This is a genomic window from Allomesorhizobium aridi, assembly GCF_043769475.1.
In the GTDB taxonomy this organism is placed as follows: domain Bacteria; phylum Pseudomonadota; class Alphaproteobacteria; order Rhizobiales; family Rhizobiaceae; genus Allomesorhizobium.
Genome location: NZ_CP171729.1, coordinates 1584217 through 1609254 on the forward strand (window position 1 = coordinate 1584217; position 25038 = coordinate 1609254).

Consider the following 25038-nt stretch of genomic DNA (forward strand, 5'->3'; position numbering starts at 1 on the left):
AAGTGCGGAAGAGCGACTGCCCGTCAAACCGCCATCAGTTCCCTGATGCCGTCGGCGACGAACTGGACGGCAAGGGCTGCCAGTATCACGCCGAGCAGGCGGGTCAGGATAGAGCGGCCGGTCTGGCCGAGGAACCGGTCGATGCGCTCTGCCAGAATGAAGACCAGATAGGTCAAAAGCAGGCATACGGCGATGATCCCAACCAGCGCCGCCTGGGCGGCAAAACCCTGGAACGAACCCGACAGGAGCACCGTGGCCGAGATCGCACCGGGGCCGGCGATCAGCGGGATCGCCAGCGGGAAGGCGGCGATGTTGTGGATCATGTCCTTGGTGATCGCCACGTCGGAGATCTTCTCCTTGCGGTCCTGGCGTTTTTCAAACACCATCTCGAAGGCGATAAAGAACAGAAGCAGGCCGCCCGCTACGCGGAAGGCAGGCAGGGTGATGCCGAAAACCGACAGGATCAGCGCGCCGGCCAACGCAAACAACGCCATCACCGAAAAGCCGATCACCGAGGCGCGGACCGATACCTGCCGTCGCTCATCGCGGTTCATTCCGCGGGTGACGGCGAGGAAGAGCGGCGCCAGGCCCGGTGGGTCGATGGTCACAAGAAGGGTGACGAAGGCGTTGAAGAAGCTGTCGTAACTCGGCATGAAAGCGGCCCCTTCAAAAAACACCCGATCGGATTGCAGACGGCTTCACTCAGCCGGTGACCCTACTTGGACGACCTCGTCCGAGTTCGGGCGGTCTTGCGTACCCCTTAACTTGAAAGGAGACCGTGGACGAAGGGAAAAAGCCAGCGCGGTCGCTGTCAAGGCTATCGACAAAATCACCAGCAAGGCGGCTTCGATGGGTGTCCAGGTTGGGTCCTGCATCGGCAGGCCGACAAACAAGGCTGCCGACCGGTAATCGCTGTCCGCACCAAACAACAACAATGCAACTATGTTGTTTGCACAATGCGCGCCGAAGGCCGCTCCCAGGTTGCCAGTCGCGTAGACCAGGATCGTCATGGCGACGGAAAAAACAAGGGTGCTGGCCAGATAGGCGGCATTCATCCAGGGCAGGGCGTCGGAATCCCAGTGCAGCAATGTGAAAACGGTGGCGGGCAAAGCCGCCCAGACGAACCAATGAGGAAACCGGTGCGCAAGCGACTGCTGGAGATAGCCTCGAAACACGAGCTCCTCCGCTGAGCTCTGGAACAGGATGAACAGCGAGAGAGGCAGAAGCGCCAGACCCCAATCCAACAATGCCGTTTCGCTTCGTGTGGCAGTTGCATCCATGGCGAAAAAGATCGCCGACGAAATTGCGCCGATCACGAACCACACGGCGAAGCTGTTCGCGAAATCCCGCCATGACAGCCGGGCGGTCGCTCCCATCAGGTCGGACAACTTCCTTTTGTGGACAATGCGGACCACAAACCAGGTGCCAAGCCACATGCATCCACTCGCGCCGAGAAACAGCGCAAGGCCGAACCGCGTAACAAAAAACGCATCCGCGGCGTCAAAATATAGCATCAATGGGCGATCAATTCCGAGGACCGCGTCATAACTCTTCAGAATGACGGGACCGACGACAAATGCCGCAACTGCAAATATGATGTGGAACAGGACAATCAGGATAAAGCCCACGGCAATCCGCGGTGCGCTGTTGCGACCTTCGCCCGCTCTCGCGATGTAGGCCGCGAAGGCTTCCGGCCGCCAATGCCAGCGCAATAGTATCGATTGAAACACCGCGCCCCCTCCCGACTTGTCGGGTCGTCCTGCGCAGTCATAGATGCCAATCAGCTCCAAGTGAAGAGATCGTGGTCAGTGACAGACCGGTCACCCGGTTTTGTCGCAATAGGCCTCCAACCTGTAGCCGTCGGGATCGACGGCGTAAGCTGCGTAGTAGTCCTCGCCATAGTCGGTCCTCAGCCCGGGCCGGCCATTGTCGCGGCCGCCGGCGGCGAGTGCGGCGCTGTGGAAACCGTCGACGCTTTGCCGCGACGGTGCCGCGAAGCAGAAGTGCAGGCCGGAGCCGGCATCGTCGGGCACGGGAGTTTCGACGCGGCTGATCCAGAAGCCGACGGCGTCCTTGCCATAACCGAGTGAGCCTTCGGATGCGCTGAGGCAGGAACAACCGAGGGGCGCGAGTGCGGCGTCGTAGAAGCGTTTTGTGGGGGCGATGTCGCGAACGCCGATCGAGACGTGGTCGAGCATGTTTTTCTCCATAGCTATCGTTGAGCGGACCGGCGGGCGAGGAACTCCACTTCCATCCGCCAGCTGGCGCCGTTGTCGTGCGAGCGTTCGCCGATCCAGCGGAACGCGTCGTCGGTGATGTCGGTAAAGCTCCAGCGGACGGTCGAGCCGGTATCGTCTGCGCCCTGCTGGACGATATTGTCGCCCTCCGCGCGGCCGAGTTGGCGGCTGTAATACTGTGTGCGCGGGTCGCTCCAGATGATGTGCCAGGCGTCCAGGCCGGGGTCGTAGACGCGCAGCGTCGTGCCGTAGAAGGTCCAGTTCCCAAGCGACGGGGAGGGGCCGGCGTCCCTGGCGGGCAGGATCCATACGTCCTGGATCGCGCGGCCTTCGAGCACCCAGCCGAAATGGATTTCTCCGCGGCCGGTCAGTACTTTGCCATCTTCCGCGAAGCGCTTGGCGTCGAACGACCATGCGCCGGCGAAACGGCCGTAGAGGTTCAGCTTTTCGGCGTGGTCGGGCGCCGGACCGGCGGCGTGCAAGGCTTCGGCAAAGGAACTGGCTTGGGACATGATAACGGCTCCCGGATGTCAGCAGATGCGGCCATGATGCCGGCCGGCCGCTTCATCGGCTTGGGAAAAATTGCTATCTTTTCCCTATGACAGTGACCGCCCATAAACTTGCGTCGGGTCCGGGTTGGCGGGTCCACGACGTGATCTGCCGCGCACGCGTCCACGACCGGCCTTTCGAGGAGCAGCATGGCGACTATTGCATCGCGGCCGTGACCGACGGGACCTTTCGCTACAGCGCCACGCAAGGGACCGCGGTGCTCGCGCCCGGCTCGATGCTGCTCGGCAATGCCGGCTCGTGCTTCGAATTCGGGCACGAACATGCGGCCGGCGACCGCTGCCTGTCTTTTCACTATTCGCCCAAATTTCTGGAAGCCGTTGTTACCGATACGCCCGGCGCGAGGAAAATCGGCTTCGCCGCGCCGCGCCTGCCGCCGCTGAGGCAATTTGCACGACTGCTGGCGGAGGCGGAGATCGCGCGGGACGCCAACGACGGAAACGCGCTCGAAGAGATCGCGCTGCGGCTGGCCGGCGGCGTCGCCTCCACGCTTGCCGGCACGGCGGCGGATCGGCCGCGCCGGCCGAACCGTTTCGACCAGCGCCGCGTCAGCGAGGCGGTCCGCCGCATCGAACTGGCCGCGCACGAACCGCTTGCACTCGCCGATCTGGCCTGCGAGACGGCGACCAGCCCGTTCCATTTCCTGCGCTCGTTTCGCCAGCTAACCGGCATGACGCCGCATCAATATGTGCTGCGAACCCGCCTGCACCGCGCGGCGGTGCGGCTGCGGCTGTCGGACGAGCCGATTTCTGCCATCGCCTTCGACGCCGGCTTCAACGATCTTTCCACCTTCAACCGCCGTTTCAGGCGGGTGATGGGCGTGACGCCCGGCGCATTCCGCGCTTGGCACCGGGGCGGCGGAGCGGATGCTTTATCCACTTAAGCCGGAGCCGAAACCGCAGACTTTCGGGTCGGGCGCCCGCGATCCCGGCAGACATGTCGTCGCAGCCTCTGGAAACCGGTTCTATCCGTTTGATTTCAATCGAAAAACCTTATCTAGGTATCGGCTGGATTTCGCACCTGAAAGTTGGAGATCGCCAATCACTTCCTATATAAGGGGCAAGTGATTCCCCATATTGCGTGATCCGATTTGACCGACATCAAAACTCCGCGCGGCCCCGACGGCCCATCCGGCGTCGAGCCGATTTCCATCGTCGAGGAGATGGAGCGCTCCTTCCTCGACTATGCGATGAGCGTGATCGTCAGCCGCGCGCTGCCGGACGTGCGCGACGGCCTGAAGCCTGTGCACCGGCGCATCCTGTTTGCGGCGCATGAGAGCGGCTATCACTGGAACCGCAAATATGTGAAGTCGGCGCGGCCGGTCGCCGACGTGATGGGTAAATACCATCCGCATGGCGACGCCTCGATCTACGACGCCTTGGTGCGCATGGCGCAGGACTGGTCGCTTCGGGTTCCGCTCATCGACGGACAGGGCAATTTCGGCTCGATCGACGGCGATATGCCGGCGGCGATGCGCTACACGGAATCGCGCCTCACCAAGGTCGCGCACGAGCTGCTGGAGGACATCGACAAGGATACGGTCGACTTCCAGGAAACCTATGACGCGTCCGGCCGCGAGCCGCGGGTTTTGCCGGCGCGCTTCCCCAATCTGCTGGTCAACGGCTCCGGCGGCATCGCCGTCGGCATGGCGACCAACATTCCGCCGCACAATCTGACCGAAATGTGCAACGGCGCCATCGCGCTGATCGACAATCCGGCGATCGAGCTGCCGGCGTTGATGGAGATCATCCCCGGTCCGGATTTTCCGACCGGCGGCATCGTGCTTGGCCGGTCCGGCATCTACAACGCCTACGCGACGGGTCGCGGCTCGATCGTCATGCGCGGCCGCGTCAACATCGAGCAGCGGAGCAACGACCGCGAGGCCATCATCATCACCGAGGTTCCCTTTCAGGTGAACAAGGCGACGATGATCGAGAAAATGGCCGATCTGGTGCGCGAAAAGCGCATCGAGGGCATTTCCGACATCCGCGACGAGAGCGACCGCCAGGGCTACCGCGTCGTCATCGAGCTCAAGCGGGACGCCGTCGCCGACGTCATCCTGAACCAGCTTTACCGCTTTACCCCGCTGCAGACCTCGTTCGGCGCCAATATGGTCGCGCTGAACGGCGGCAAGCCGGAGCTTATGAACCTGACCGACATCCTGAAGGCGTTCGTCGCCTTCCGCGAGGATGTCATCAGCCGCCGGACGAAATTCCTGCTGCGCAAGGTGCGCGACCGCGCCCACGTCCTGGTCGGCCTGGCGATTGCGGTCGCCAATATCGACGAAGTCATCAAGCTGATCCGCCAGGCGCCCGACCCGCAGACCGCGCGCGAGCAGTTGATGGATCGGCGTTGGCCGGCGCAGGACGTGGAATCGCTGATCCTCCTGATCGACGATCCGCGCCACCGGATCAATGAGGACGGCACCTACAATCTTTCGGAGGAACAGGCGCGCGCGATCCTCGAACTGCGCCTGCAGCGCCTGACCGCGCTCGGCCGCGACGAGATTGCCGACGAACTGAACACGATCGGCGCGGAAATCGCCGATTACCTCGACATTTTGTCGTCGCGCGTGCGCATCCAGCAGATCGTCAAGGACGAGCTTGCCGCCGTGCGCGACGAGTTCGGCACGCCGCGGCGCACCGAGCTTGCCGAAGGCGGCGCCGACATGGACGACGAGGACCTGATCCAGCGCGAGGACATGGTCGTCACCGTCACGCATGAAGGCTACATCAAGCGCGTGCCGCTCTCGATCTACCGGGCACAGGCGCGCGGCGGCAAAGGCCGCTCGGGCATGTCAACCAAGGACGAGGATTTCGTCACGCGGCTATTCGTGGCCAACACCCACACGCCGATCCTGTTCTTCTCTTCGCGCGGCATCGTCTACAAGGAAAAGGTCTGGCGCCTGCCGATCGGCACGCCGCAGTCGCGCGGCAAGTTCCTGCGCAACATGCTGCCGCTGGAAGCCGGCGACCGCATCACCGCGATCCTGCCGCTGCCGGAGGACGAAGATAGCTGGGGCGATCTCGACGTGATGTTCGCCACCACGCGCGGCACGGTGCGCCGCAACAAGCTTTCCGACTTCGTCCAGGTCAACCGAAACGGCAAGATCGCCATGAAGTTGGAGGAGGAAGGCGACGAGATTCTCGGCGTCGAAACCTGCACGGACAATGACGACGTGCTTCTGACCGCCAGCTCGGGCCAGTGCATACGCTTCCGGGTCAGCGACGTTCGCGTGTTCCAGAGTCGCGCCTCGCTCGGCGTGCGCGGCATCTCGATGGGCGAGAGCGACCGGGTCATCTCCATGGCCATCATCGAGCATGTCGACGCACCGCCGGCTGAACGCGCGGCCTATCTGAAGCGTTCGGTCGTGGAACGCCGGCTGGTTTCGGCCGAAGGCGAGGGCGAGGAAGAGATCGCGCTGACCAACGAGGAAGTCGCCGAGGAGGCTGACCTCTCCGACGAGCGCTATGAATTCCTGAAGCAGCACGAGCAGTTCGTGCTGACCGTCACCGAGTACGGCTACGGCAAGCGCTCCTCATCGTACGATTTCCGGCTCACCGGGCGCGGCGGCAAGGGCATTCGCGCCACCGACGTGTCGAAAGTGGCTGAGATCGGACGGCTGGTCGCAACCTTCCCGGTCGGGCAGGACGACCAGATCATGCTGGTTTCGGACGGCGGGCAGGTCATCCGCGTGCCGGTGCACGGCATCCGCATTGCCAGCCGTGCCACCAAGGGCGTCACGATCTTCAACACGGCCGACGGCGAAAAGGTGGTTTCGGTCGAGCGCATCTCGGAGCCGCAGAGCGATGAGGATGTGGAGGAGATTATCGCGGAGGCCGCCGTGCCGGGCGAAGTCTCTAAAGCCGGAGACGGCGGGACGGAAGAATAGGGCACCTTGGTCGCGGCGAAAACTGCCGCGGCCTATCGCTGAGACAGCTTAGCGCAGGCGCGGACCGAAGCCGCGTGAGCGGTCGTTGCGGTCCTCGAGGCGGACGCGCGCGGCTTCCTGGTGAAGGCCGAAGGCCGTGGCGATAAGCATTGCAATGGTCATTGCGGCGGCGAGCATGTAGATCAGCATGATTTTGTTCTCCTGATCACTACAATGGTTACATGGCGATTTGGTTTCCGAATTTGTAGAGGCGGTTTATCCGATGCCGGTTGAACCTTTTGTGATGCCGCCGTTCATTCGCGGTTCATCTTGCACACGTCGAGCAGCGGCGGCTCCGCCCATGCGAATTGCGTTTGATCTTAGGCCCGGCTAGAAGCAGCTTCCATGAAACGCATCACTATCTACGCGGGATCGTTCGATCCGCTGACCAACGGCCATCTCGACGTGCTGAAGGCGGCGCTGGCTGTCGCCGACACGATCTACGCCGCAATAGGCGTTCATCCCGGCAAGAAGCCACTGTTTTCCCTGGAGGAGAGGATCGAGCTCATCGAGCGGGCGGCGCGGGCCGAGTTCGGCGCCGACGCAGAGCGCATCAAAGTCATTTCGTTTGACGGGCTGGTGATCGACGCGGCGCGCAAGCATGGCGCATCGACCATGATACGCGGCCTGCGCGACGGCACCGATCTCGATTATGAGATGCAGATGGCCGGCATGAACGAAACCATGGCGCCCGAACTGCAGACCGTTTTCTTGCCGGCGAGCCCCTCCGTCCGCACCATTACCGCCACACTTGTCCGCCAGATAGCCAGCATGGGGGGCGACATCCGCCCCTTCGTTCCGGCCGTGGTCGCCGGCGCGCTCGTCGAAAAATTCGCTCATTGAGGAAAAATTCATGAAGCTCAGGAAGCTTGCTTCGTCCCTGATTATTGCCGCGGCCCTGTTTGGCGGCTCGGCCGCGATCGCCGCCGAGCCGGAAAACACCATGATCGTCACGCTGGAACAGGGCGACGTGACTATCGCGCTCAGGCCCGACCTCGCGCCCAAGCATGTCGAGCAGATCAAGGCGCTGGCGCGCGCCGGCGAATATGACAATGTCGCCTTCCACCGGGTGATCGAGGGCTTCATGGCGCAAACCGGCGACGTGGAATTCGGCGACATGAAGGACGGCTTCGACCCGAACCGCGCCGGCACCGGCGGCTCCAGCAAGCCCGACCTGCCCGCAGAGTTCTCCAGCGAGCGTTATGTGCGCGGCACCGTTGGCATGGCGCGGGCGCAGAGCCCGGATTCGGCCAATTCGCAGTTCTTCATCATGCTTGCGCCCAATCCGGGCCTTGAAGGCCAGTACACGGTCGTCGGCACGGTAGAGAGCGGCATGGAACTGATCGATCAGGTGAAAAAGGGCGACCCCGCCATGAACGGGGTTGTCAGCGAGCCTGACCGCATGGTCAAGGTGCGCATCGCCGCCGACGGCAATTGAACAACATAAGCAGAAAAAGGAATTCGGGATGGCCGAGATCAAGGATCGCGAAAACGCGCTCGTCATGGAAACCACCAAGGGCAAGGTCGTCATCGAGCTTCTGCCCGACCTGGCGCCGGGTCATGTGGCCCGCATCAAGGAACTGGCGCGTGAGGGCGCCTATGACGGCGTCGTGTTTCACCGCGTCATCGACGGATTCATGGCCCAGACCGGCGACGTGAAGTTCGGCAATTCGACCACGCCGTCGTTCAATCCGTCGCGCGCCGGCATGGGCGGTTCAGACAAGCCCGACCTCAAGGCCGAGTTCTCCAACATGAACCACGGCCGCGGCACCTGCTCGATGGCGCGGTCGCAGAACCCGAACTCGGCGAACTCGCAGTTCTTCATCTGCTTCGACGACGCGGCTTTCCTCAACCGGCAATATACGGTGTGGGGCCAGGTCATCGAAGGCATGGAGAATGTCGACAAGATCAAGCGCGGCGAGCCGGTACAGGATCCCGACAAGATCGTGTCGATGAAAGTGGCGGCGGACATCGCAGCCTGATCTGCCTGCCTACCCTTGAGGGAGGTGGCAAGCGAAGTGAGGCGGGTGGGGTTATATTGCTCCATCGCCGACCATGCTTCTTTGGATATCCAACTGTGAAATCGCACGGTAAGACGCCCACCCGCCCGGCCGAACGGCCGGGCGACCTCCCCTCAAGGGGGAGGTAGAGGTGCGCGTCGACCTCTTCGATTTCGATCTGCCGGAGGAGCGGATCGCGCTTCGTCCTGCAGAGCCCCGCGATGCAGCGCGGCTGCTCGTGGTCAGGCCGGGCGAGGAGGTCGAGGACCGCAGCGTGGTCGACCTGCCGAGGCTGCTCGAGCCCGGCGATGTGATGATCTTCAACGACACTAAGGTTATCCCGGCGCAGCTGAAGGGCTTGCGGCGGCGCGGCGAAGCGTCGGCTCAGGTGGACGCGACGCTGCACATGCGCGTGGCCCCTGACCGCTGGCTGGCCTTTGTCCGGCCAGGCAAACGCGTGGCGCCGGGGGACCGCATTCATTTCGGTCACGACGGCAATTCGTGTTTCCTCGGCGCGCTCGACGCGACAGTGGTCGAGAAAGGCGAGGGCGGCGAGGTGCTGCTGGCCTTCGACCTGTCCGGCACATTTCTTGACGAGGCACTACATGCGGTCGGGCATATTCCGCTGCCACCTTATATCGCCTCGAAGCGGCCGGACGATGAGCGCGACCGCACTGACTACCAGACGATTTTCGCCCGCGACGAGGGCGCTGTCGCCGCACCCACCGCCGGATTGCATTTCACGCCGGAATTGTTCGCGGCACTCGACGCGCGGGGCGTCGAACGGCATTTTGTCACGCTGCATGTCGGTGCGGGGACTTTTCTCCCGGTGAAGGCGGAAGACACCGCCGACCACAAGATGCATGCCGAAACCGGAAGCGTATCGGCGCAAACGGCCGCGGCGGTGAACGCCGCCCGGGCGCGCGGCAGCCGCGTGGTATCGGTGGGCACGACTTCGCTCCGGCTGCTCGAAAGCGCCGCGAGCGACGACGGGCGGCTTGGCGGGTGGTCGGGCGCGACCAGCATCTTCATCACGCCCGGCTACCGCTTCAGAACAGTCGACGTGCTGATGACCAATTTCCATCTGCCGCGCTCGACGCTGTTCATGCTGGTCTCTGCGTTCAGCGGCCTTGAGACGATGCGCGCGGCCTATCAGCACGCTATTGCCGCAGGCTATCGGTTCTACTCCTACGGCGACGCGTGCCTTCTGTTCAGGGATCAGAACCAGTAGTCGAAGACCCTACGGCCGTCGCGCGGCAGATCGGTGAAGCTATTCAAGCCCTCGAAATGGTCGATCGGCAGGTCAGCTACCATTTCCGGTTCGGCGAGCCTGACGTTCACGGCCATGCGTCGCCGGCCATCCTTGCCAGGGCGGTTTCCTCGCCACCATGCGACGCAGCCACATTCTGGGCAGAAGTGAAAGCTCAAGTGTTTTTCGCCCCGTGCATAGGCATGCGTCGTTCCGGACACGGTGATCTCGTGGCCTTCATAGCCGTAGATCCACAGAGCCCCGTGGCGGCGGCAGACCGTGCAGTTGCATGCCGTCGCTCCCTCCGGCTCTCCCTCGAAACGCCAGCGCACTGCGCCGCAATGGCACGCGCCCTCGATCGTCTTCATTCGGTCAGGCCCATCATTTTCAGCGTGCGTCAGCGTAGAGCGCCCATTTTGATCGTTCAAGGCTGAAGCGGCTCTTTGCCGTGATCCGATTGTCTTGACGCGCTGTCGTCGCTAAGGGCAACTCATGAGCCAAACATTCTCTTTTTCTCTCCTCGCCACCGACGGCGCTGCCCGCCGCGGAGAAATCTCCACGCCACGGGGAGCAATCCGCACGCCGGCCTTCATGCCGGTCGGGACCGGCGGCACGGTCAAGGCCATGTATATGGACCAGGTGCGCGGCGTCGGCTCCGACATCATTCTGGGCAACACCTATCATTTGATGCTGCGGCCCGGCGCAGAGCGCGTGGCGCGGCTCGGCGGCCTGCACGAATTCGCCCGCTGGCCATATCCGATCCTGACCGATTCCGGCGGCTTCCAGGTGATGTCGCTGTCGAAGCTGCGCAAACTGAATGAGCAGGGCGTGACCTTCCGCTCGCATATAGACGGTGCGGCCTACGAGATGTCGCCGGAGCGCTCGATCGAGATACAGGGCCTGCTCGACAGCGACATCCAGATGCAGCTCGACGAATGCACCGCCCTGCCGGCGAAGGACAAGGAAATCGAGCGGGCGATGGAGCTGTCGCTGCGCTGGGCGGAGCGCTGCAAGGCGGCCTTTGGCGAGCAACCGGGCAAGGCGATGTTCGGCATCGTGCAGGGCGGCGACAATGCGCTGCTGCGCGAGAACTCCGCACGCGCGCTGGCTGCCATGGATCTGAAGGGCTACGCGATCGGTGGTCTGGCGGTTGGCGAGCCGCAGGCGGTGATGCTCGAAATGCTGGAGATCACCTGTCCCGAACTGCCGACTGACAAGCCGCGCTACCTGATGGGCGTCGGTACTCCCGGCGACATATTGAAATCGGTGGCCCGCGGCATCGACATGTTCGACTGCGTGATGCCGACTCGCGCCGGCCGCCATGGCCTCGCCTACACCAGGCGCGGCAAGGTCAATCTGCGCAACGCGCGCCACGCCGACGACCACCGCCCGCTCGACGAGGAGAGCGACTGCCCGGCCGCGCGCGACTATTCCCGCGCCTATCTGCACCACCTGGTCCGCTCGCAGGAGGCGCTGGGCGCGATGCTTTTGACCTGGAACAATCTTTCCTATTACCAGAACCTGATGGGCCAGATACGCGACGCGATCTCGGCGGGTGCGTTCGAGGAGCGCTCGGCGGAGATCGCCGAGGGCTGGGCCAAGGGCGACCTGCCGCCGCTTTAGCGCATACGGTTCGTTCTACCATGGAGCGAAATCGGTGTCGGACCTAACGCGTCGGTAATAGGCGCTTACAAGGTCAATACTGGTTTGCACATCGTCCAGGGACAGCACTTCTGACAACGCTGCATGTACGGGAGGGGAGCCGAGATCACCTCTGTTGCAACGTTTCCTCGTCCCGTCCGCGACAGTCGGCCGTTTGCTGGGTTCGGTCGATGGCGGTTTGAGACGGCACGATTCTGCTCTTGTCAGCGACAATAATCTCGTTCCTTGCTGTTCACATCGACTGGACAAAATCCCGGTTATTCAGAAGACTTTAATTTAGAATACAGTGAACTATTCAGAAAACTCTTGCCTCTGGCCGCGACCATATGCAACCTTTGGTTAGCCGGACCGTTTGGTCGGCGTGACGCCATGCCGGGCGAGTGAGCGTCGAAGCGAACTGAAGGATTGGCGTCATGGTTCGTACCGCAATTTTCGCGGCGACGATGGCAGCGATACTGACCGGCTGCACCGCTACGGATGAGACCCTCGTGACCCGCAGCGTCGTTTTGGACAACCGGCCCAATGCCGTCATCTACCGCGACAGGCGGCCGACCGCCATTACCATGCGGGACGACCGCCCGGATGCGATTATTTATCAAGACGACCGGCCCGACTCGATCACTTACGAGGACAGTCGGCCTGACGAAATCATTTATGACGATGACGACTGATGTCCGTTTCCACAAGCGGGCAAGCGTCACGCGGCGTGACGCAAGTTGACTTAGGTAAAGGTCTTCCCGTCCGGGTGGCCCCTGCAAAAATGCTGCAAATCGTGGAGGCTTCCATGCGCCCGTTTCTCGGGATTGTTTGTCTGTGCCTGATCGGCTGGTCCCTACCTGCGGCAGCGGCAGAAAAACGCTGTGGCTGGTATGGAAATCCCGCACCCGGCGACATGCTGCTCACGGATCGTAACGGCGATTGGTGGATCACCGGGGGCGGCGAGGGGGCGGATGCCAAGGGCCTCGAAAACGTGCCCCAGATGAGCGACCGGGGATTTATCGCAACCGGTGTGCCGGGTTCAGGCCGAGGCTTCAACTGTGCCTGCCTGACCGTTGAGACCAATGCGAGGACGCAGCGGATCACCAGAGTGATCTCCGGCGAGATCCTCCCACTGGCGCAGTGCCGCAACGACAGATCGCTTCCAAGTCCGGACTGACGATCATCGACCTGGCGAGGGGTGCACTTGTCATCGAAAACCTGGAGGAATCCATGAAGAAACCAACTCTAGCAATTGCTCTGGCAGGCAGCTTCGCGCTGACAGCCTGCCAGTCGTCGTCGGATCCGAACGTGCAGGCGCGCAACGCCGAATTCGGCTGTATCGCCGGCACGGTCGGCGGTGCGATCGTCGGCGGTTTGATCGGCAGCACGATCGGCGGCGGCACCGGCCGTGTTATCGGGACGGCAGTCGGCTTGGGTGGCGGCGGCTTCCTCGGCAATCGCCTGGCATGCCGCTAAGAAAGGAACGCACGATGAGAACGAGAATCGCGACCACCGCTTCCGCCCTCCTGCTTTGCACCGTGATTGCCGTCGCACAGCAGGCCAGTCCCATGCATGAAGGTCATCGGGATCATCTCGACACCGACGACAACGGCGCGGTCAACCGCACCGAGTACCGGGCCTTCATGACGGACGCGTTCGACAAGCTCGACACTGATCGGGACGGCAGCTTGCGCGCAGCCGATCTCGGCCAGATCCTCACGACGGATCAGTTCACCGCAATGGACCGCAACGGCGATGGCAGTGTGAGCAGGACCGAATTCATGAATCAGGTCATGGCCGACTTCGCCAAGGCTGACGGCAGCGGCGACGGCCAGCTTCAGTAATGGTCAGGAGTATCGGAGGAAGCGGAGATGTCCTTTCCGATGGCGATGGTCGTTGCCGTGATCGCCGCAATCGTCGGGTTAGCGATCGTGTCCGCCGTCCTCCGATGGCTCTGGAATGCGACCATAGCCGAGTTTTTGGTCTCAATGCGCTGACATTCTGGCAGGCGGTCAAGCTCCTGCTCATCTCCGCGATACTGTTCGGCGGGCCAACGTCCGCCGTACATTTGGCGCCCGAGGACGGAGGATCAGCGGTACGTGGCCAGGAAGATGCGACTGGGCCCGCCGATTGTTGCTCGCGTCAGGATATCAAGCTCGACCGGACGGGTTGAGGGAACATTTGTCGCCAGTCTGGGTTGTGTTTGAATGCGCCTGGCGAGAATGCCGGTAGATTACCAATGCACCGATCACGCGGGGCCCACACCATGGAGCTTACGGTCTTTCTTTCGAAAGTCTTCGGCATCGGCCTCATTATTACGGGCGCGGCGATCGCGATCTCGACGGCGCTATTTCACCCCCGTTTTCGGCGCTTTCGTCGAAGAACGCCTTGTTCGCGCCGTTGTATCGTTTGCCGAGCTTATTGGCGGTCTTTTTCTGGTCATTGCGCATAACATCTGGGCGCCGCTGCCGGCCGCGATCATTTCCATCCTCGGATGGATGGCCGTCATCGAGGCAACGGCCTATCTGCTTCTCCCGGACGATATGCTCGAAAAGTTCATCGGCACGTTCAACGTCCCTGCCTGGTACCTTGTCGGTGGAATATTCGCAATTCTGGTCGGCATCTATTTGGCTGGTTTTGGCTTTGGCTGGTGGTGACCGTTACGTGCTCAATGACTTCGCCGCGCGCAGGCTGACGCCGGTGATGCGATACGTGCCGTCCGGCTGCAATTCGAGCGTATAGATCGCCTCATAGTCCTTACCGTCCGGCCCGACGATCAGCACTTGCTGGACGATCGAGGTAGCGCTCATTTCCTGGACCTTGCCGAAAGCATAGTTGCGAGGTCTGTGGACCGGCCCGTAGCCGCCAGTCACCATGTCCATGAAGGTCTCGACAGTCGGGAAGATGCGCTTGATGTTTGGCGCCGCAAAGGAATAGGCGGCCACACCGTCATTGCGGCTGAACGCTTTCATCTGCCCGTCTATGGCGTCTTGCGCCGCCTTGATCTCGGCCTCGCCGCCGAAGGCAGCTGACGCCAGAAGGCAAAAAGCGGCCGCGAGTGCAAATGAAATGCGGCGCATAGCTGACCTCCCGCAACGAAACCGCGACATCGGCCGCTGCCGTAGCCGCGCTGATTCCTGTCATACCATACGTGGATTGGAGCGGCATGGTTTCACCCGCCGGAAAAAATCGAGGCCTGCGATCGAGAGTATGCCGTCTTCTGCACAATCCGTTTTCAATACCTCCAGGCAATGTGCCCTGAAATTGGGCAGAGACCAGCGCATGCCCGAGTCGCCAGCGATTGCGCTTGCTTTTCTCAGCGCACGCAATTGAAATGCTCCTACAGGGGAGTGCGTGCGTGGTCGCTTTCGACGAGATGCTGCCGGAAACTACCGGATTGCGACGGCCATATACCGGGTATGACGACTGGCTGAAGGGCCAGGATCCGGCGCGGTTGACGGAGAAGATGCGGGATGCCGAACGGGTGTTCCGCAAGACCGGCATCACCTTCGCCGTCTATGGCGAGGAGGAGGCTGCCGAACGGCTTATCCCCTTCGACATTGTGCCACGCATCATTTCCGGGCATGAGTGGCGGCGGCTGACGCAAGGCATCGAGCAGCGCGTCCAGGCGCTGAACGCGTTCCTCGACGACATCTATCACCGCCAGGAGATATTGCGCGCCGGCCGTGTTCCGAAGGAACTGATCGCCAACAACGAGGCGTTCCTGCCCGAAATGATCGGCGTGCGTCCGCCCGGCGGCGTCTACACTCACATCATCGGCGTCGACATCGTGCGCATCGGCGAAGACGAGTTCTACGTGCTCGAGGACAATGCGCGCACGCCTTCCGGTGTCTCCTACATGCTGGAGAACCGCGAGACGATGATGCAGCTCTTTCCGGAGCTGTTCCAGAGGATCAAGGTCCGGCCGGTCGAGAACTATCCGCAACTCCTGCGGCAGTCGCTTGCGGCCGTGAGGCCGGATGGCGTCAAAGGCGCTCCGACCATCGCGGTGCTGACGCCGGGCAGCTACAATTCCGCCTATTTCGAACACGCATTCCTGGCCGACCAGATGGGTGTCCAGCTTGTCGAGGGCCAGGATCTGCGGGTCGTCGACGGTCATGTCGCGATGCGCACGACCGAGGGCTACAAGCAGATCGACGTGCTCTACCGGCGCGTCGACGACGCTTTCCTCGATCCGCTGACCTTCAATCCGGATTCGGCGCTCGGCGTGCCCGGCATCATGGACGTCTACCGCGCCGGCAACATCACCATCGCCAACGCCCCCGGCACCGGCATCGCCGATGACAAGGCGATCTATTCCTACATGCCCGAAATCATCGAGTTCTATACCGGCCGCAAGGCGATCCTCGGCAACATCCCGACATGGCGCTGCTCGGAGCCTGACAGCTTGAAATACGTTCAGGAACACCTCTCCGAACTGGTGGTCAAGGAGGTGCACGGCTCCGGCGGCTACGGCATGCTGGTCGGCCCCGCGGCCAGCAAAAAGGAGTGCGAGGATTTCGCCAAAAAACTCGCCGCGAAACCGTCCAACTACATCGCGCAGCCGACGCTGTCGCTGTCGACATGTCCAATCCTGACCGAGAAGGGGTTGGCGCCGCGCCATGTCGATTTGCGCCCCTTCGTGCTGGTCTCCGACCGAATCCAGATCGTGCCGGGCGGGCTGACGCGGGTGGCGCTGAAGGAGGGGTCGCTGGTCGTCAATTCCTCGCAGGGCGGCGGGACGAAGGATACGTGGGTGCTGGATGATTGAAGGAGCGAGTAGCGAATAGGGAGTAGTGAGTAGTGAGTAGTGAGTAGTGAGTGGTGAGAAGAGGGCTGTGATCTGGGGCTTATCGTCAAATCATATAGAGATCTGCTTGTATGGAAGGCGGCTATCGAACTCGCAGTGGATTGCTATTCGGCGACGAAAGCTTTTCCTGCCAGGGAAATTTATGGGATGAGTTCCCAAATCCGCCGTTCGGCAGCGTCCGTCGGAGCGAATATCGCAGAAGGCTATGGAAGAGAAAACAGAGGTTCATTCATTCAATACCTCAGGATCGCCCAAGGATCTCTCAAGGAGTTGGAGACGCATGTTATTTTATGCGGAAGGGTAGAGTTGATGATCGAGAACGACGTTGCCCGGCTGCTTCGCCAATCAGATGACCTGGGGAAGATGTTGCATGCGATGATCCGGAGCCTGCAGCGGAAATCATGATGTTCCTCCACTACTCACTACTCACTACTCCCTATTCACTAAGCAGCGGAGCCGCCTGATGCTCCTCGGTCGCACCGCCAACGGCCTCTACTGGATGAACCGCTATATCGAGCGGGCCGAGAACATGGCGCGGCTCCTCGACGCTGGGTTGCGCATGGCGCTGACCCGGACCGCGAGTTCGGCCGAGGAATGGACCTCCGTGCTGTTGAGCGCCGGCTGCGAGACCGAGTTCCGCAACCGGCACGACGATCTTTCGGCGGCGACCGTCGGCGATTTTCTGCTGCGCGACACCTTCAACCCGTCCAGCGTGATGTCGTCCATCGAAACAGCCCGCAACAATGCCCGCATGGTGCGAACGGCGTTGACCCGAGAAACATGGGAAAGCATCAACGAAGCCTGGATGTCGTTGAAGCGCATGCTGGCCGATCCGATCGACGAGCGCGAACTGCCGAAGGTTCTGGACGCAATCAAGCGCGAGACAGCCCTTATACGCGGCGCGTTCTACGGCACCATGCTGCGCAACGAGATCTTTGACTTTTCGCAGATCGGCACCTTCATTGAGCGGGCCGACAATACCGCCCGCATCCTGGACGTGAAATATTACGTGCTGCTGCCGTCGATCTCATGGGTCGGCTCCTCGCTCGACAATTACCAGTGGGAATCGATCCTGCGCTCTGTCTCGGCGCATCGCTCCTACCGCTGGGTCTATGAAGCGGACTACCGCCCGGCCAACATTGCCGACTATCTCATCCTCGATGGCCGCATGCCGCGCTCGCTGGCCTTCTGCTACCGCAACATCTCGCAAAGCCTGAATTATCTCGACGAAGCCTATGGGATGCGGCACGTCTGCCACAAGACCGTCGGCGAAACGATGGCCAAGCTCAAGGTAGGCTCGATCAAGGACATATTCGACGCCGGCCTGCACGAATTCCTGATGGACTTCATCCGCGACAATTACCGGCTGGGCGACGAAGTCGCCAAGCACTACCGGTTCCAGTGACCAGAGCCGCCGATGCGCCTGAAGATTACCCACCACACCGAATACCGGTACGATTTTCCCATCCAGTACGGGCTGCAGCGGCTGCGGCTGGTACCGGGCGGAGGCGCCTCCCAGTCGGTCCAGTCCTGGTCGCTGGCGATCGAAGGCGGGCGCGAGGAAGTCCGCTTCACCGACCAGTTCGGCAATGAAACGCGGCTCGTCAGCATCGAGGGGGAGCCGCGCATCGTCAGCGTCGAGGCGGCGGGCGAGGTCACGACGCAAAACACGGCCGGCATGACCGGTCCGCACCAGGGTTTTGCGCCGCTGTGGCTGTTCGAACGGCAAACGCCGTTGACCGAGGCCGGTGAGGGCATACGCGACCTTGCCGCCTCGCTCCGCAATGGTCCGGACATAGAGCGGCTGCACCGCCTGATGAACGCGATCGGCGAGCGCGTGGTCTATACGGCCGGCGTGACCGACGCTGCGACGCCGGCCGAAGCGGCGCTGGCGCTGAAAAGCGGCGTCTGCCAGGATCATGCGCACATCTTCATCGCCGCGGCGCGGCTCATGGGCTTTCCGGCCCGCTATGTCAGCGGCTATCTGATGATGGATGCGGCGACCGAGCAGGCTGCGAGCCACGCCTGGGCGGAAGCTCATGTCACGGCACTCGGCTGGGTTGCCTTCGACGTCGCCAACGGTATCTCTCCCGACGAGCGTTATGTGCGGCTTGCGACGGGCCGGGACTATCGCGATGCCGCTCCCGTATCGGGAATCAGGCTGGGACAGGCCGCGGAAGAGCTTGCGGTCCGCATCACTGTGGAGCAGTAATTCCGGCCAAATCGGACGCCGGAAGAGAATCGATGACCTATTGCGTGGGCCTCAAGATCGATCGCGGGCTGGTGTTCATGTCGGACACCCGCACCAATGCGGGCATCGACTCGATTTCCACCTTCCGCAAGATGCAGGTCTGGGAAAAACCCGGCGAGCGGGTCGTGGTTCTTATGTCGGCCGGCAATCTGGCGACCACGCAGGCGGTGGTCAGTCTGCTCGACGAGCGCATGAAGGCGGTGAAGGACCGCACGCCGACGCTGCTTGCTACGCCATCCATGTTCCAGACAGCGCGGCTGGTCGGTGATACCGTGAAGGAGGTGATCGCCAGTTCGACGCCGGCGGGCGAGCGGGCCGATTCCTATTTCAACGCCTCCTTCATCCTGGGCGGCCAGATCCGCGGCTCCGAGCCGCGCCTGTTCATGATCTATCCGGAAGGCAATTTCATCGAATCGACCGACGACACGCCGTTTTTCCAGGTCGGCGAGACGAAATACGGCAAGCCGATCATCGTCAGGGCCTATGATCGCGCCATGAGCTTCGCCGAGACGGTCAAGCTGCTGATGGTTTCGTTCGATTCGACATTGAAATCGAACCTTTCGGTCGGCCTGCCGCTGGATCTCCTGTTCTACGAGAAAGACGCATACCGGGTAGCGCTCAACAAGCGTATCGGTCATGACGATCCATACTACCGCACGGTTTCGGACGGCTGGTCGAACGCGCTGAAGCTGGCCTTCAAGAGCCTGCCTGACTTTCCCGAATAATCCCGGTTCGCGCCGATTTCGCGCTTCTCCGGATTGACTTCCGGCATCTTTCGTTTTCGAATGTAAAGGCAAAAAACGAAAGCGGAGGATCGGAAAATGTATCTGTCGGCGCGGCATTCCGAAATCGTGCAGATGGCCAAGGATAATGGCCGGGTGCTGGTCGACGATCTCGCTACCCATTTCGGCGTGACGCCGCAGACGATCCGCAAGGATCTCAACGACTTGTGCGACCAGCGCCTGCTCAGCCGCATTCATGGCGGCGCACTTTTCCCTTCCGGCATCGAGAACATGGAATATGAGGCGCGGCGCAAGATCGCGTCGGACGAGAAGGAGGCAATCGGCAAGGCTGCAGCGCGGCTGATCCCGGACAACGCTTCGCTGTTCATCAACATCGGCACCACGACGGAGGCTGTCTCGAAGGCGCTGCTCGACCATGTCGGGCTCATGGTCATCACCAATAACATCAATGTCGCCAACAGGATGCGGGTATATCCGGGCATCGAGGTGGTGATCGCGGGCGGGGTGGTGCGTGGCTCAGACGGCGGCGTCGTCGGCGAGGCGGCAGTGGATTTCATCAAGCAGTTCAAGGTTGACTACGCGGTGATCGGGGCTTCGGCCATCGATCATGACGGGGCGCTTCTCGATTTCGATTTTCGCGAAGTGAAAGTGGCGCAGGCGATTATCGCCAATGCCAGGCATGTCATCCTGGTCTCCGATGCGACGAAATTCGAGCGCACCGCCCCGGTGCGGATCGGCCATCTGTCGCAGGTCGACACTTTCATCACAGATCATTGCGATATCGCCACGGTGCGCCGCATCTGCCAGGATTCGGAGGTGCAGCTTATCGAAACCTCACGCTGAGCGCAGGCTTCGACCCAAATGTCCGGTTGACTCAGATTTTCGTTTGACATTCGTTCCTACTTCGAAATAATTCCCAAACGGTTTCGAAAACGGCGTGAAAATGCTGCACTGCGAAACTCGGGAGGAATTTTTCTTTGGACGCAGTTCCCATCCATGACATTTTCGTCATCGGCGGCGGCATCAATGGCTGCGGCATCGCCCGCGACGCTGCGGGGCGCGGCTTTTCGGTGTTCCTCGCCGAGATGAACGATCTCGCCAGCGGTACGTCGTCCGGCTCGACGAAGCTGATCCATGGCGGCCTGCGCTATCTCGAACATTACGAATTCCGCCTTGTGCGCGAGGCGCTGATGGAGCGCGAGGTGCTCTGGAAGGCAGCGCCGCACATCATCTGGCCGATGCGTTTCGTGTTGCCTTACGCCAGGGGACTGCGCCCGGCATGGCTGATCAGGCTCGGTCTTTTCCTCTACGATCATATTGGCGGGCGCAAATTGCTGCCGCCGACGCGCACGCTCGACATGACGCGCGATCCTGCCGGCAAGCCGCTCAAGCCTTTGTTTCGCACAGCCTTCGAATATTCGGACGGCTGGGTCAACGATGCCCGGCTGGTGGTGCTCAACGCCCGCGACGCGGCCGAGCGCGGTGCAACCATCAGGACGCGCGCCAAGGTGGTGCGGGCGCGGCGCGAGAACGGCAACTGGACGATCGCGGTCGAAAATCTGCGCGACAAGACGGTCGAGACGGTGAAGGCTCGCCTGGTCGTCAACGCGGCCGGGCCTTGGGTGGACAGGGTGCTCGCCGGAGCCGTCGGGCAGAACGATGTCCACAATGTCCGCCTCGTGCAGGGCAGCCACATCGTTGTCGAGAAGAAATTCGATGATCCGCGCGCCTATTTCTTCCAGAACAAGGACGGCCGGATCATCTTCGCCATTCCCTACGAGGACGATTTCACGCTGATCGGTACCACCGATCAGGACTATCTCGGCGACCCGCGGGAAGCGAAGATCACCGAAGCGGAGATCGACTATCTGTGCGCGGCGGCGAGCGAATATTTCGCCGAGTCGGTGCAGCGCAAGGACATCGTCTGGACGTATTCCGGCGTGCGCCCGCTCTATGACGACGGCGCCTCGAAGGCGCAGGAGGCGACCCGCGACTATGTGCTGAAGTCGGACGCGCCGGACGGGCAGGCCGCGATCGTCAACATATTCGGCGGCAAGATCACCACCTATCGGCGCCTGGCCGAATCCATGCTGGAAAAGATCGAGGAGCATCTCGGCAGGCGCGGCAAGGCGTGGACCGCTGAAGCTTCCCTTCCGGGCGGCGACTTTCCGGCGACGGGCTTTGAGGCGGAGGTGGCGAAACTGAAAACCGCTTACCCTTTTCTCGATCTGACCCATGCCAGGCGGCTGACCAGGCTTTACGGGACGCGGGCCAGAATTCTGCTAGGCTTGGCGCGATCGGAGGCCGATCTCGGCCGGCATTTCGGCGCGGATCTCTACGAGGCAGAAGTCCGCTACCTGATGAGCCAGGAATGGGCGATGACGGCGGAAGATATCTTGTGGCGCAGGACCAAGCGCGGCCTCAAGCTGACGCGGGAGCAGGCAGACGCCCTCGACCGCTACATGAACGGCGCGAGCGGCGCGATAGCGGCAGCCGAATGACCGGCGCAATGGGCAGGATGGCCTTGGAGGAGGCGCAATGCTGGAACTGAGAAACGTAACCAGGACGGTGGCCGGCGTGGACCACATCAGCGACGTGTCGCTGACGCTCCAGCATGGCTCGCTCAACGTGCTTCTCGGGCCGACGCTTTCCGGCAAGACCAGCCTGATGCGGCTGATGGCGGGGCTCGACGCGCCGAGTTCCGGCTCGGTCTGGTTCGATGGCGTCGATGTAACCGGCGTGCCGGTGCAGAAGCGCAATATTGCCATGGTTTACCAGCAGTTCATCAACTATCCGGCGATGACGGTTTACGAGAACATCGCCTCGCCGCTGCGGGTCTCTGGCGTGAACCAGGCGACCATCGACAGCGAGGTCAGGCGCGCCGCGTCGCTGCTCAAGCTGACGCCCTATCTCGACCGGACCCCGCTCAGCCTGTCGGGCGGCCAGCAGCAGCGCACGGCGCTCGCCCGCGCCATCGTGAAGAATGCCGGGCTTGTGCTGCTCGACGAACCGCTCGCCAATCTCGACTACAAGCTGCGCGAGGAACTGCGCGCCGAACTGCCAAAACTGTTTGCCGAAACGGGCGCAATCTTCGTTTATGCCACCACCGAACCGCATGAGGCGCTGCTGCTCGGCGACAACACGGCGACGCTGTCGGAGGGCCGCATCACGCAGTTCGGCCCGACCATCGACGTGTTCCGCAAGCCCGACGATCTGCTGACTGCGATGACCTTCGCCGACCCGCCGCTGAACACGATCGTGCTGAGGAAAAGCGGGCCGCATTTCCTGCTGGACGGCGGGGTTAATCTTCCGGTTCCGGCCGAGATGGCGCATGCGGAAGACGAGGTCTACACGATCGGTTTCCACCCGCACCATCTGGCGCCACATCGCAAGACGCCGGCGGCGGTGCCGATCTCGGCCAAGGTCTCGATCACCGAGATCACCGGCTCGGAGAGTTTCGTGCATCTCGACTTCGCCGATGCGCGCTGGGTCATGCTGGCGCACGGCATTCGCGTATTCGAGCCCGACGAGACGGCTCGAGGTGTTCATCGATCCACGTCACATTATGGTCTTCGACGCGAGTGGACGTTCGGTCGCGGGCCCCCAGAGAATGGCGGCGTAAGACCATGGCGCGCATCGATCTGAACCACATCCGTCACGCATACATGCCCCATCCGAGGTCGGATGCGGATTATGCGCTGAAGGAAGTGCACCACACTTTCGAGGACGGCGGCGCCTATGCGCTGCTCGGTCCGTCAGGTTGCGGCAAGACCACGCTCTTGAACATCATTTCGGGCTTGCTGCACGCCTCGCACGGCGAACTGCTGTTCGACGGTAAGGATGTCACGCGTCTGTCGACGCAGGAGCGCAACATCGCCCAGGTGTTCCAGTTCCCGGTGATCTACGACACGATGACGGTCTACGACAATCTAGCCTTCCCGCTGCGCAACCGCGGCGTGGCGGAAGCCGATGTCGACCGCAAGGTGCGCGAGACACTGGAAATGATCGGCCTCGCCGACTGGGCCAAGCGGCGGGCGAGGGGGCTGACCGCCGATCAGAAGCAAAAGATATCGCTCGGTCGCGGCCTGGTCCGTTCGGACGTAAACGCCATCCTGTTCGACGAGCCGCTGACCGTCATAGATCCGCACATGAAGTGGGTGCTGCGCTCGCAGCTTAAGCAGCTCCACCGCCGCTTCGGCTACACCATGGTCTATGTCACGCACGACCAGACCGAGGCGCTGACCTTCGCCGAGCGGGTCGTCGTCATGTATGACGGCGAGATCGTGCAGATCGGCACGCCGGCGGAACTGTTCGAGAGGCCGAAGCACACATTCGTCGGCTATTTCATCGGCTCGCCGGGCATGAACGTCATGCCAGTCGAGATCGACGGCCGCAATGCACGCCTCGGCGGCCAGGTGATCGCACTGCCAGGCGCGCCGAGCGCAGGCGCCGAAGGCTCGATAGAACTCGGCATCCGTCCCGAATATGTCCGGCTCGGAATTGAAGGCATGCCGGTCTCGATCAGAAAGGTCGAGGATATCGGCCGCCACAAGGTTGTGCGCGCCAGCCTCGAGGGCCGCGAGATCGCGGCGATCCTCGGCGAGGACGAAAATATTCCCGCCGACCCGAAGATCGTTTTCGACCCCGCCGGCATCAACATCTACGCCAACTCCTGGCGCGTCGAGACGGGGAGCTGATCATGGACAAGACCTGGAACAACAAGGCCTGGTTCATGGTGTTGCCGGTGCTGCTGCTGGTGGGATTTTCGGCGCTGATCCCGCTGATGACGGTGGTCAACTATTCGGTGCAGGACACGTTCGGCAACAACGAGTTCTTCTGGGCCGGCACCGCCTGGTTCGAGGAGGTGCTGGAATCCGACCGCTTCTGGGATTCGATGGGGCGCAACCTTCTCTTCTCGGCCATCATTCTCGGCATCGAGATCCCGCTCGGCATCTTCATCGCGCTCAATATGCCGCGCAAGGGCTGGGGCGTGCCGGTCTGCCTGGTGCTGATGGCGCTGCCGCTGCTCATCCCGTGGAATGTGGTCGGCACGATCTGGCAGGTGTTCGGCCGCATCGACATCGGGCTGCTCGGCTACACGCTGGCTGCGCTGGGCTTCGACTACAACTACGTCAGCGATCCGTTCGACGCCTGGATCACGGTCATCGTCATGGATATCTGGCACTGGACCAGCCTGGTCGTGCTGCTGTGCTACGCCGGCCTGGTTTCGATCCCCGACGCCTACTACCAGGCCGCCAAGATCGACGGCGCCTCGCGTTGGGCGATCTTCCGCTACATCCAGCTGCCGAAGATGAACCGCGTGCTGCTGATTGCCGTGCTGCTGCGTTTCATGGACAGTTTCATGATCTACACCGAGCCCTTCGTAGTGACCGGCGGCGGCCCCGGCAACACCACGACCTTCCTGTCGATCGACCTGGTGAAGCTCGCCATCGGCGAGTTCAACCTCGGCGAGGCGGCTGCGATGTCGATCATCTACTTCCTGATCGTGCTGCTGCTGTCATGGGTCTTCTACACGGTCATGACCAGCTACGATGCGGAGCGCTGAGATGACGGTGCGCGAACAGACGACAACCGGCGCAGACGCGCTG

Annotated in this window: 28 protein-coding genes and 1 pseudogene; 22 read left to right on the forward strand and 7 right to left on the reverse strand. The window is 62.1% G+C overall.

All coding sequences use genetic code 11. From position 1 onward, the window contains the following. Nucleotides 1–23: 23 nt before the first annotated feature. The 4 genes from ACG873_RS09790 to ACG873_RS09805 are packed head-to-tail and all read right to left on the reverse strand — an operon-like array spanning nucleotide 24 to nucleotide 2749. On the reverse strand, nucleotides 24–653 hold the full coding sequence (locus ACG873_RS09790; RefSeq protein ID WP_394891536.1) for a MarC family protein: 630 nt from the start codon (nucleotides 651–653) through the stop codon (nucleotides 24–26). A gap of 45 nt (nucleotides 654–698) precedes the next feature. Continuing rightward, nucleotides 699–1790: a CPBP family intramembrane glutamic endopeptidase gene (locus ACG873_RS09795; protein ID WP_394891537.1), complete on the reverse strand. Its 1092-nt coding sequence runs from the start codon at nucleotides 1788–1790 to the stop codon at nucleotides 699–701. 30 nt (nucleotides 1791–1820) lie between these two features. Continuing rightward, nucleotides 1821–2198 carry a VOC family protein gene (locus tag ACG873_RS09800; protein WP_394891538.1) on the reverse strand — a complete coding sequence of 126 codons (378 nt, stop codon included), beginning with the start codon at nucleotides 2196–2198 and terminating at the stop codon, nucleotides 1821–1823. Between the two features lie 14 nt (nucleotides 2199–2212). Beyond that, a complete protein-coding gene (locus ACG873_RS09805; RefSeq protein WP_394891539.1) occupies nucleotides 2213–2749 on the reverse strand; it encodes a hypothetical protein in 537 nt (178 codons plus the stop codon). Nucleotides 2750–2835: 86 nt separating this feature from the next. Between ACG873_RS09805 and ACG873_RS09810 the strand changes: the two genes are divergently transcribed. Beyond that, nucleotides 2836–3687: a helix-turn-helix transcriptional regulator gene (locus ACG873_RS09810; protein WP_394891540.1), complete on the forward strand. Its 852-nt coding sequence runs from the start codon at nucleotides 2836–2838 to the stop codon at nucleotides 3685–3687. 207 nt (nucleotides 3688–3894) lie between these two features. Beyond that, a complete protein-coding gene (gene gyrA, locus ACG873_RS09815) occupies nucleotides 3895–6696 on the forward strand; it encodes a DNA gyrase subunit A (RefSeq protein WP_394891541.1) in 2802 nt (933 codons plus the stop codon). Nucleotides 6697–6744: 48 nt separating this feature from the next. Here gyrA and ACG873_RS09820 read toward each other — a convergent pair whose 3' ends face one another. Next, nucleotides 6745–6885 carry a hypothetical protein gene (locus ACG873_RS09820; protein WP_394891542.1) on the reverse strand — a complete coding sequence of 47 codons (141 nt, stop codon included), beginning with the start codon at nucleotides 6883–6885 and terminating at the stop codon, nucleotides 6745–6747. Nucleotides 6886–7080: 195 nt separating this feature from the next. Between ACG873_RS09820 and coaD the strand changes: the two genes are divergently transcribed. The 4 genes from coaD (at nucleotide 7081) to queA (ending at nucleotide 9966) form a co-directional block, all read left to right on the forward strand. Next, nucleotides 7081–7578, forward strand: coding sequence for a pantetheine-phosphate adenylyltransferase (gene coaD, locus ACG873_RS09825; protein WP_165028732.1), 498 nt, complete (start codon nucleotides 7081–7083; stop codon nucleotides 7576–7578). Nucleotides 7579–7588: 10 nt separating this feature from the next. Continuing rightward, on the forward strand, nucleotides 7589–8173 hold the full coding sequence (locus tag ACG873_RS09830; RefSeq protein WP_394891543.1) for a peptidylprolyl isomerase: 585 nt from the start codon (nucleotides 7589–7591) through the stop codon (nucleotides 8171–8173). A 28-nt stretch (nucleotides 8174–8201) separates the two neighbouring features. Further along, nucleotides 8202–8717: a peptidylprolyl isomerase gene (locus ACG873_RS09835; protein WP_394891544.1), complete on the forward strand. Its 516-nt coding sequence runs from the start codon at nucleotides 8202–8204 to the stop codon at nucleotides 8715–8717. 169 nt (nucleotides 8718–8886) lie between these two features. Beyond that, nucleotides 8887–9966, forward strand: a complete 1080-nt coding sequence (gene queA, locus ACG873_RS09840; RefSeq protein WP_394891545.1) for a tRNA preQ1(34) S-adenosylmethionine ribosyltransferase-isomerase QueA — start codon at nucleotides 8887–8889, stop codon at nucleotides 9964–9966. Here queA and ACG873_RS09845 read toward each other — a convergent pair. Next, nucleotides 9954–10352 carry a GFA family protein gene (locus ACG873_RS09845; RefSeq protein WP_394891546.1) on the reverse strand — a complete coding sequence of 133 codons (399 nt, stop codon included), beginning with the start codon at nucleotides 10350–10352 and terminating at the stop codon, nucleotides 9954–9956. The two genes, queA and ACG873_RS09845, sit on opposite strands and share 13 nt — an antisense overlap. 124 nt (nucleotides 10353–10476) lie before the next feature. Here ACG873_RS09845 and tgt point away from each other — a divergent pair, with 124 nt between their 5' ends. The 6 genes from tgt to ACG873_RS09875 all read left to right on the forward strand — a co-directional run bounded on the left by tgt (nucleotide 10477) and on the right by ACG873_RS09875 (nucleotide 14282). Further along, the gene (gene tgt, locus ACG873_RS09850; protein ID WP_394891547.1) at nucleotides 10477–11607 is read left to right on the forward strand and encodes a tRNA guanosine(34) transglycosylase Tgt; all 1131 of its coding nucleotides are present in this window, start codon (nucleotides 10477–10479) and stop codon (nucleotides 11605–11607) included. 452 nt (nucleotides 11608–12059) lie between these two features. Then, nucleotides 12060–12317 (forward strand): hypothetical protein, encoded by a 258-nt coding sequence (locus tag ACG873_RS09855; protein WP_394891548.1) that lies wholly within the window; start codon nucleotides 12060–12062, stop codon nucleotides 12315–12317. Next, nucleotides 12317–12802, forward strand: a complete 486-nt coding sequence (locus tag ACG873_RS09860) for a DUF4087 domain-containing protein (RefSeq protein WP_394891549.1) — start codon at nucleotides 12317–12319, stop codon at nucleotides 12800–12802. Before ACG873_RS09855 ends, ACG873_RS09860 begins: the two co-directional genes overlap by 1 nt. 53 nt (nucleotides 12803–12855) lie before the next feature. After that, on the forward strand, nucleotides 12856–13101 hold the full coding sequence (locus ACG873_RS09865; RefSeq protein WP_394891550.1) for a glycine zipper 2TM domain-containing protein: 246 nt from the start codon (nucleotides 12856–12858) through the stop codon (nucleotides 13099–13101). Nucleotides 13102–13115: 14 nt separating this feature from the next. Continuing rightward, a complete protein-coding gene (locus ACG873_RS09870) occupies nucleotides 13116–13469 on the forward strand; it encodes an EF-hand domain-containing protein (protein ID WP_394891551.1) in 354 nt (117 codons plus the stop codon). A 378-nt stretch (nucleotides 13470–13847) separates the two neighbouring features. Then, on the forward strand, nucleotides 13848–14282 hold the full coding sequence (locus tag ACG873_RS09875; RefSeq protein WP_394891552.1) for a hypothetical protein: 435 nt from the start codon (nucleotides 13848–13850) through the stop codon (nucleotides 14280–14282). 3 nt (nucleotides 14283–14285) lie between these two features. Here the strand turns inward: ACG873_RS09875 and ACG873_RS09880 are convergent, their stop codons facing one another. After that, nucleotides 14286–14705, reverse strand: coding sequence for a DUF4864 domain-containing protein (locus tag ACG873_RS09880; RefSeq protein ID WP_394891553.1), 420 nt, complete (start codon nucleotides 14703–14705; stop codon nucleotides 14286–14288). A 278-nt stretch (nucleotides 14706–14983) separates the two neighbouring features. Here ACG873_RS09880 and ACG873_RS09885 point away from each other — a divergent pair, with 278 nt between their 5' ends. The 10 genes and pseudogenes from ACG873_RS09885 to ACG873_RS09930 all read left to right on the forward strand — a co-directional run bounded on the left by ACG873_RS09885 (nucleotide 14984) and on the right by ACG873_RS09930 (nucleotide 24995). After that, nucleotides 14984–16396: a circularly permuted type 2 ATP-grasp protein gene (locus ACG873_RS09885; protein WP_394891554.1), complete on the forward strand. Its 1413-nt coding sequence runs from the start codon at nucleotides 14984–14986 to the stop codon at nucleotides 16394–16396. 72 nt (nucleotides 16397–16468) lie between these two features. Next, on the forward strand, nucleotides 16469–16840 hold the full coding sequence (locus tag ACG873_RS09890) for a four helix bundle protein (protein WP_394893428.1): 372 nt from the start codon (nucleotides 16469–16471) through the stop codon (nucleotides 16838–16840). Between the two features lie 58 nt (nucleotides 16841–16898). Then, nucleotides 16899–17840 (forward strand): alpha-E domain-containing protein, encoded by a 942-nt coding sequence (locus ACG873_RS09895; RefSeq protein ID WP_394891555.1) that lies wholly within the window; start codon nucleotides 16899–16901, stop codon nucleotides 17838–17840. A gap of 12 nt (nucleotides 17841–17852) precedes the next feature. Then, a complete protein-coding gene (locus tag ACG873_RS09900; protein ID WP_394891556.1) occupies nucleotides 17853–18647 on the forward strand; it encodes a transglutaminase family protein in 795 nt (264 codons plus the stop codon). A gap of 32 nt (nucleotides 18648–18679) precedes the next feature. Next, complete coding sequence (locus ACG873_RS09905; RefSeq protein WP_394891557.1) at nucleotides 18680–19411, forward strand: peptidase; 732 nt, start codon at nucleotides 18680–18682, stop codon at nucleotides 19409–19411. 96 nt (nucleotides 19412–19507) lie between these two features. Continuing rightward, the gene (locus tag ACG873_RS09910) at nucleotides 19508–20272 is read left to right on the forward strand and encodes a DeoR/GlpR family DNA-binding transcription regulator (RefSeq protein WP_394891558.1); all 765 of its coding nucleotides are present in this window, start codon (nucleotides 19508–19510) and stop codon (nucleotides 20270–20272) included. A gap of 134 nt (nucleotides 20273–20406) precedes the next feature. Continuing rightward, nucleotides 20407–21930 carry a glycerol-3-phosphate dehydrogenase gene (gene glpD / locus ACG873_RS09915; RefSeq protein WP_394891559.1) on the forward strand — a complete coding sequence of 508 codons (1524 nt, stop codon included), beginning with the start codon at nucleotides 20407–20409 and terminating at the stop codon, nucleotides 21928–21930. 37 nt (nucleotides 21931–21967) lie between these two features. Next, nucleotides 21968–23051 (forward strand): annotated as a pseudogene (locus ACG873_RS09920) (ABC transporter ATP-binding protein). A gap of 4 nt (nucleotides 23052–23055) precedes the next feature. After that, entirely contained in the window at nucleotides 23056–24126 is a 1071-nt protein-coding gene (locus tag ACG873_RS09925) for an ABC transporter ATP-binding protein (protein WP_394891560.1), read from the forward strand. A 2-nt stretch (nucleotides 24127–24128) separates the two neighbouring features. Next, complete coding sequence (locus ACG873_RS09930; RefSeq protein ID WP_394891561.1) at nucleotides 24129–24995, forward strand: carbohydrate ABC transporter permease; 867 nt, start codon at nucleotides 24129–24131, stop codon at nucleotides 24993–24995. The last annotated feature ends 43 nt before the right edge of the window (nucleotides 24996–25038 follow it).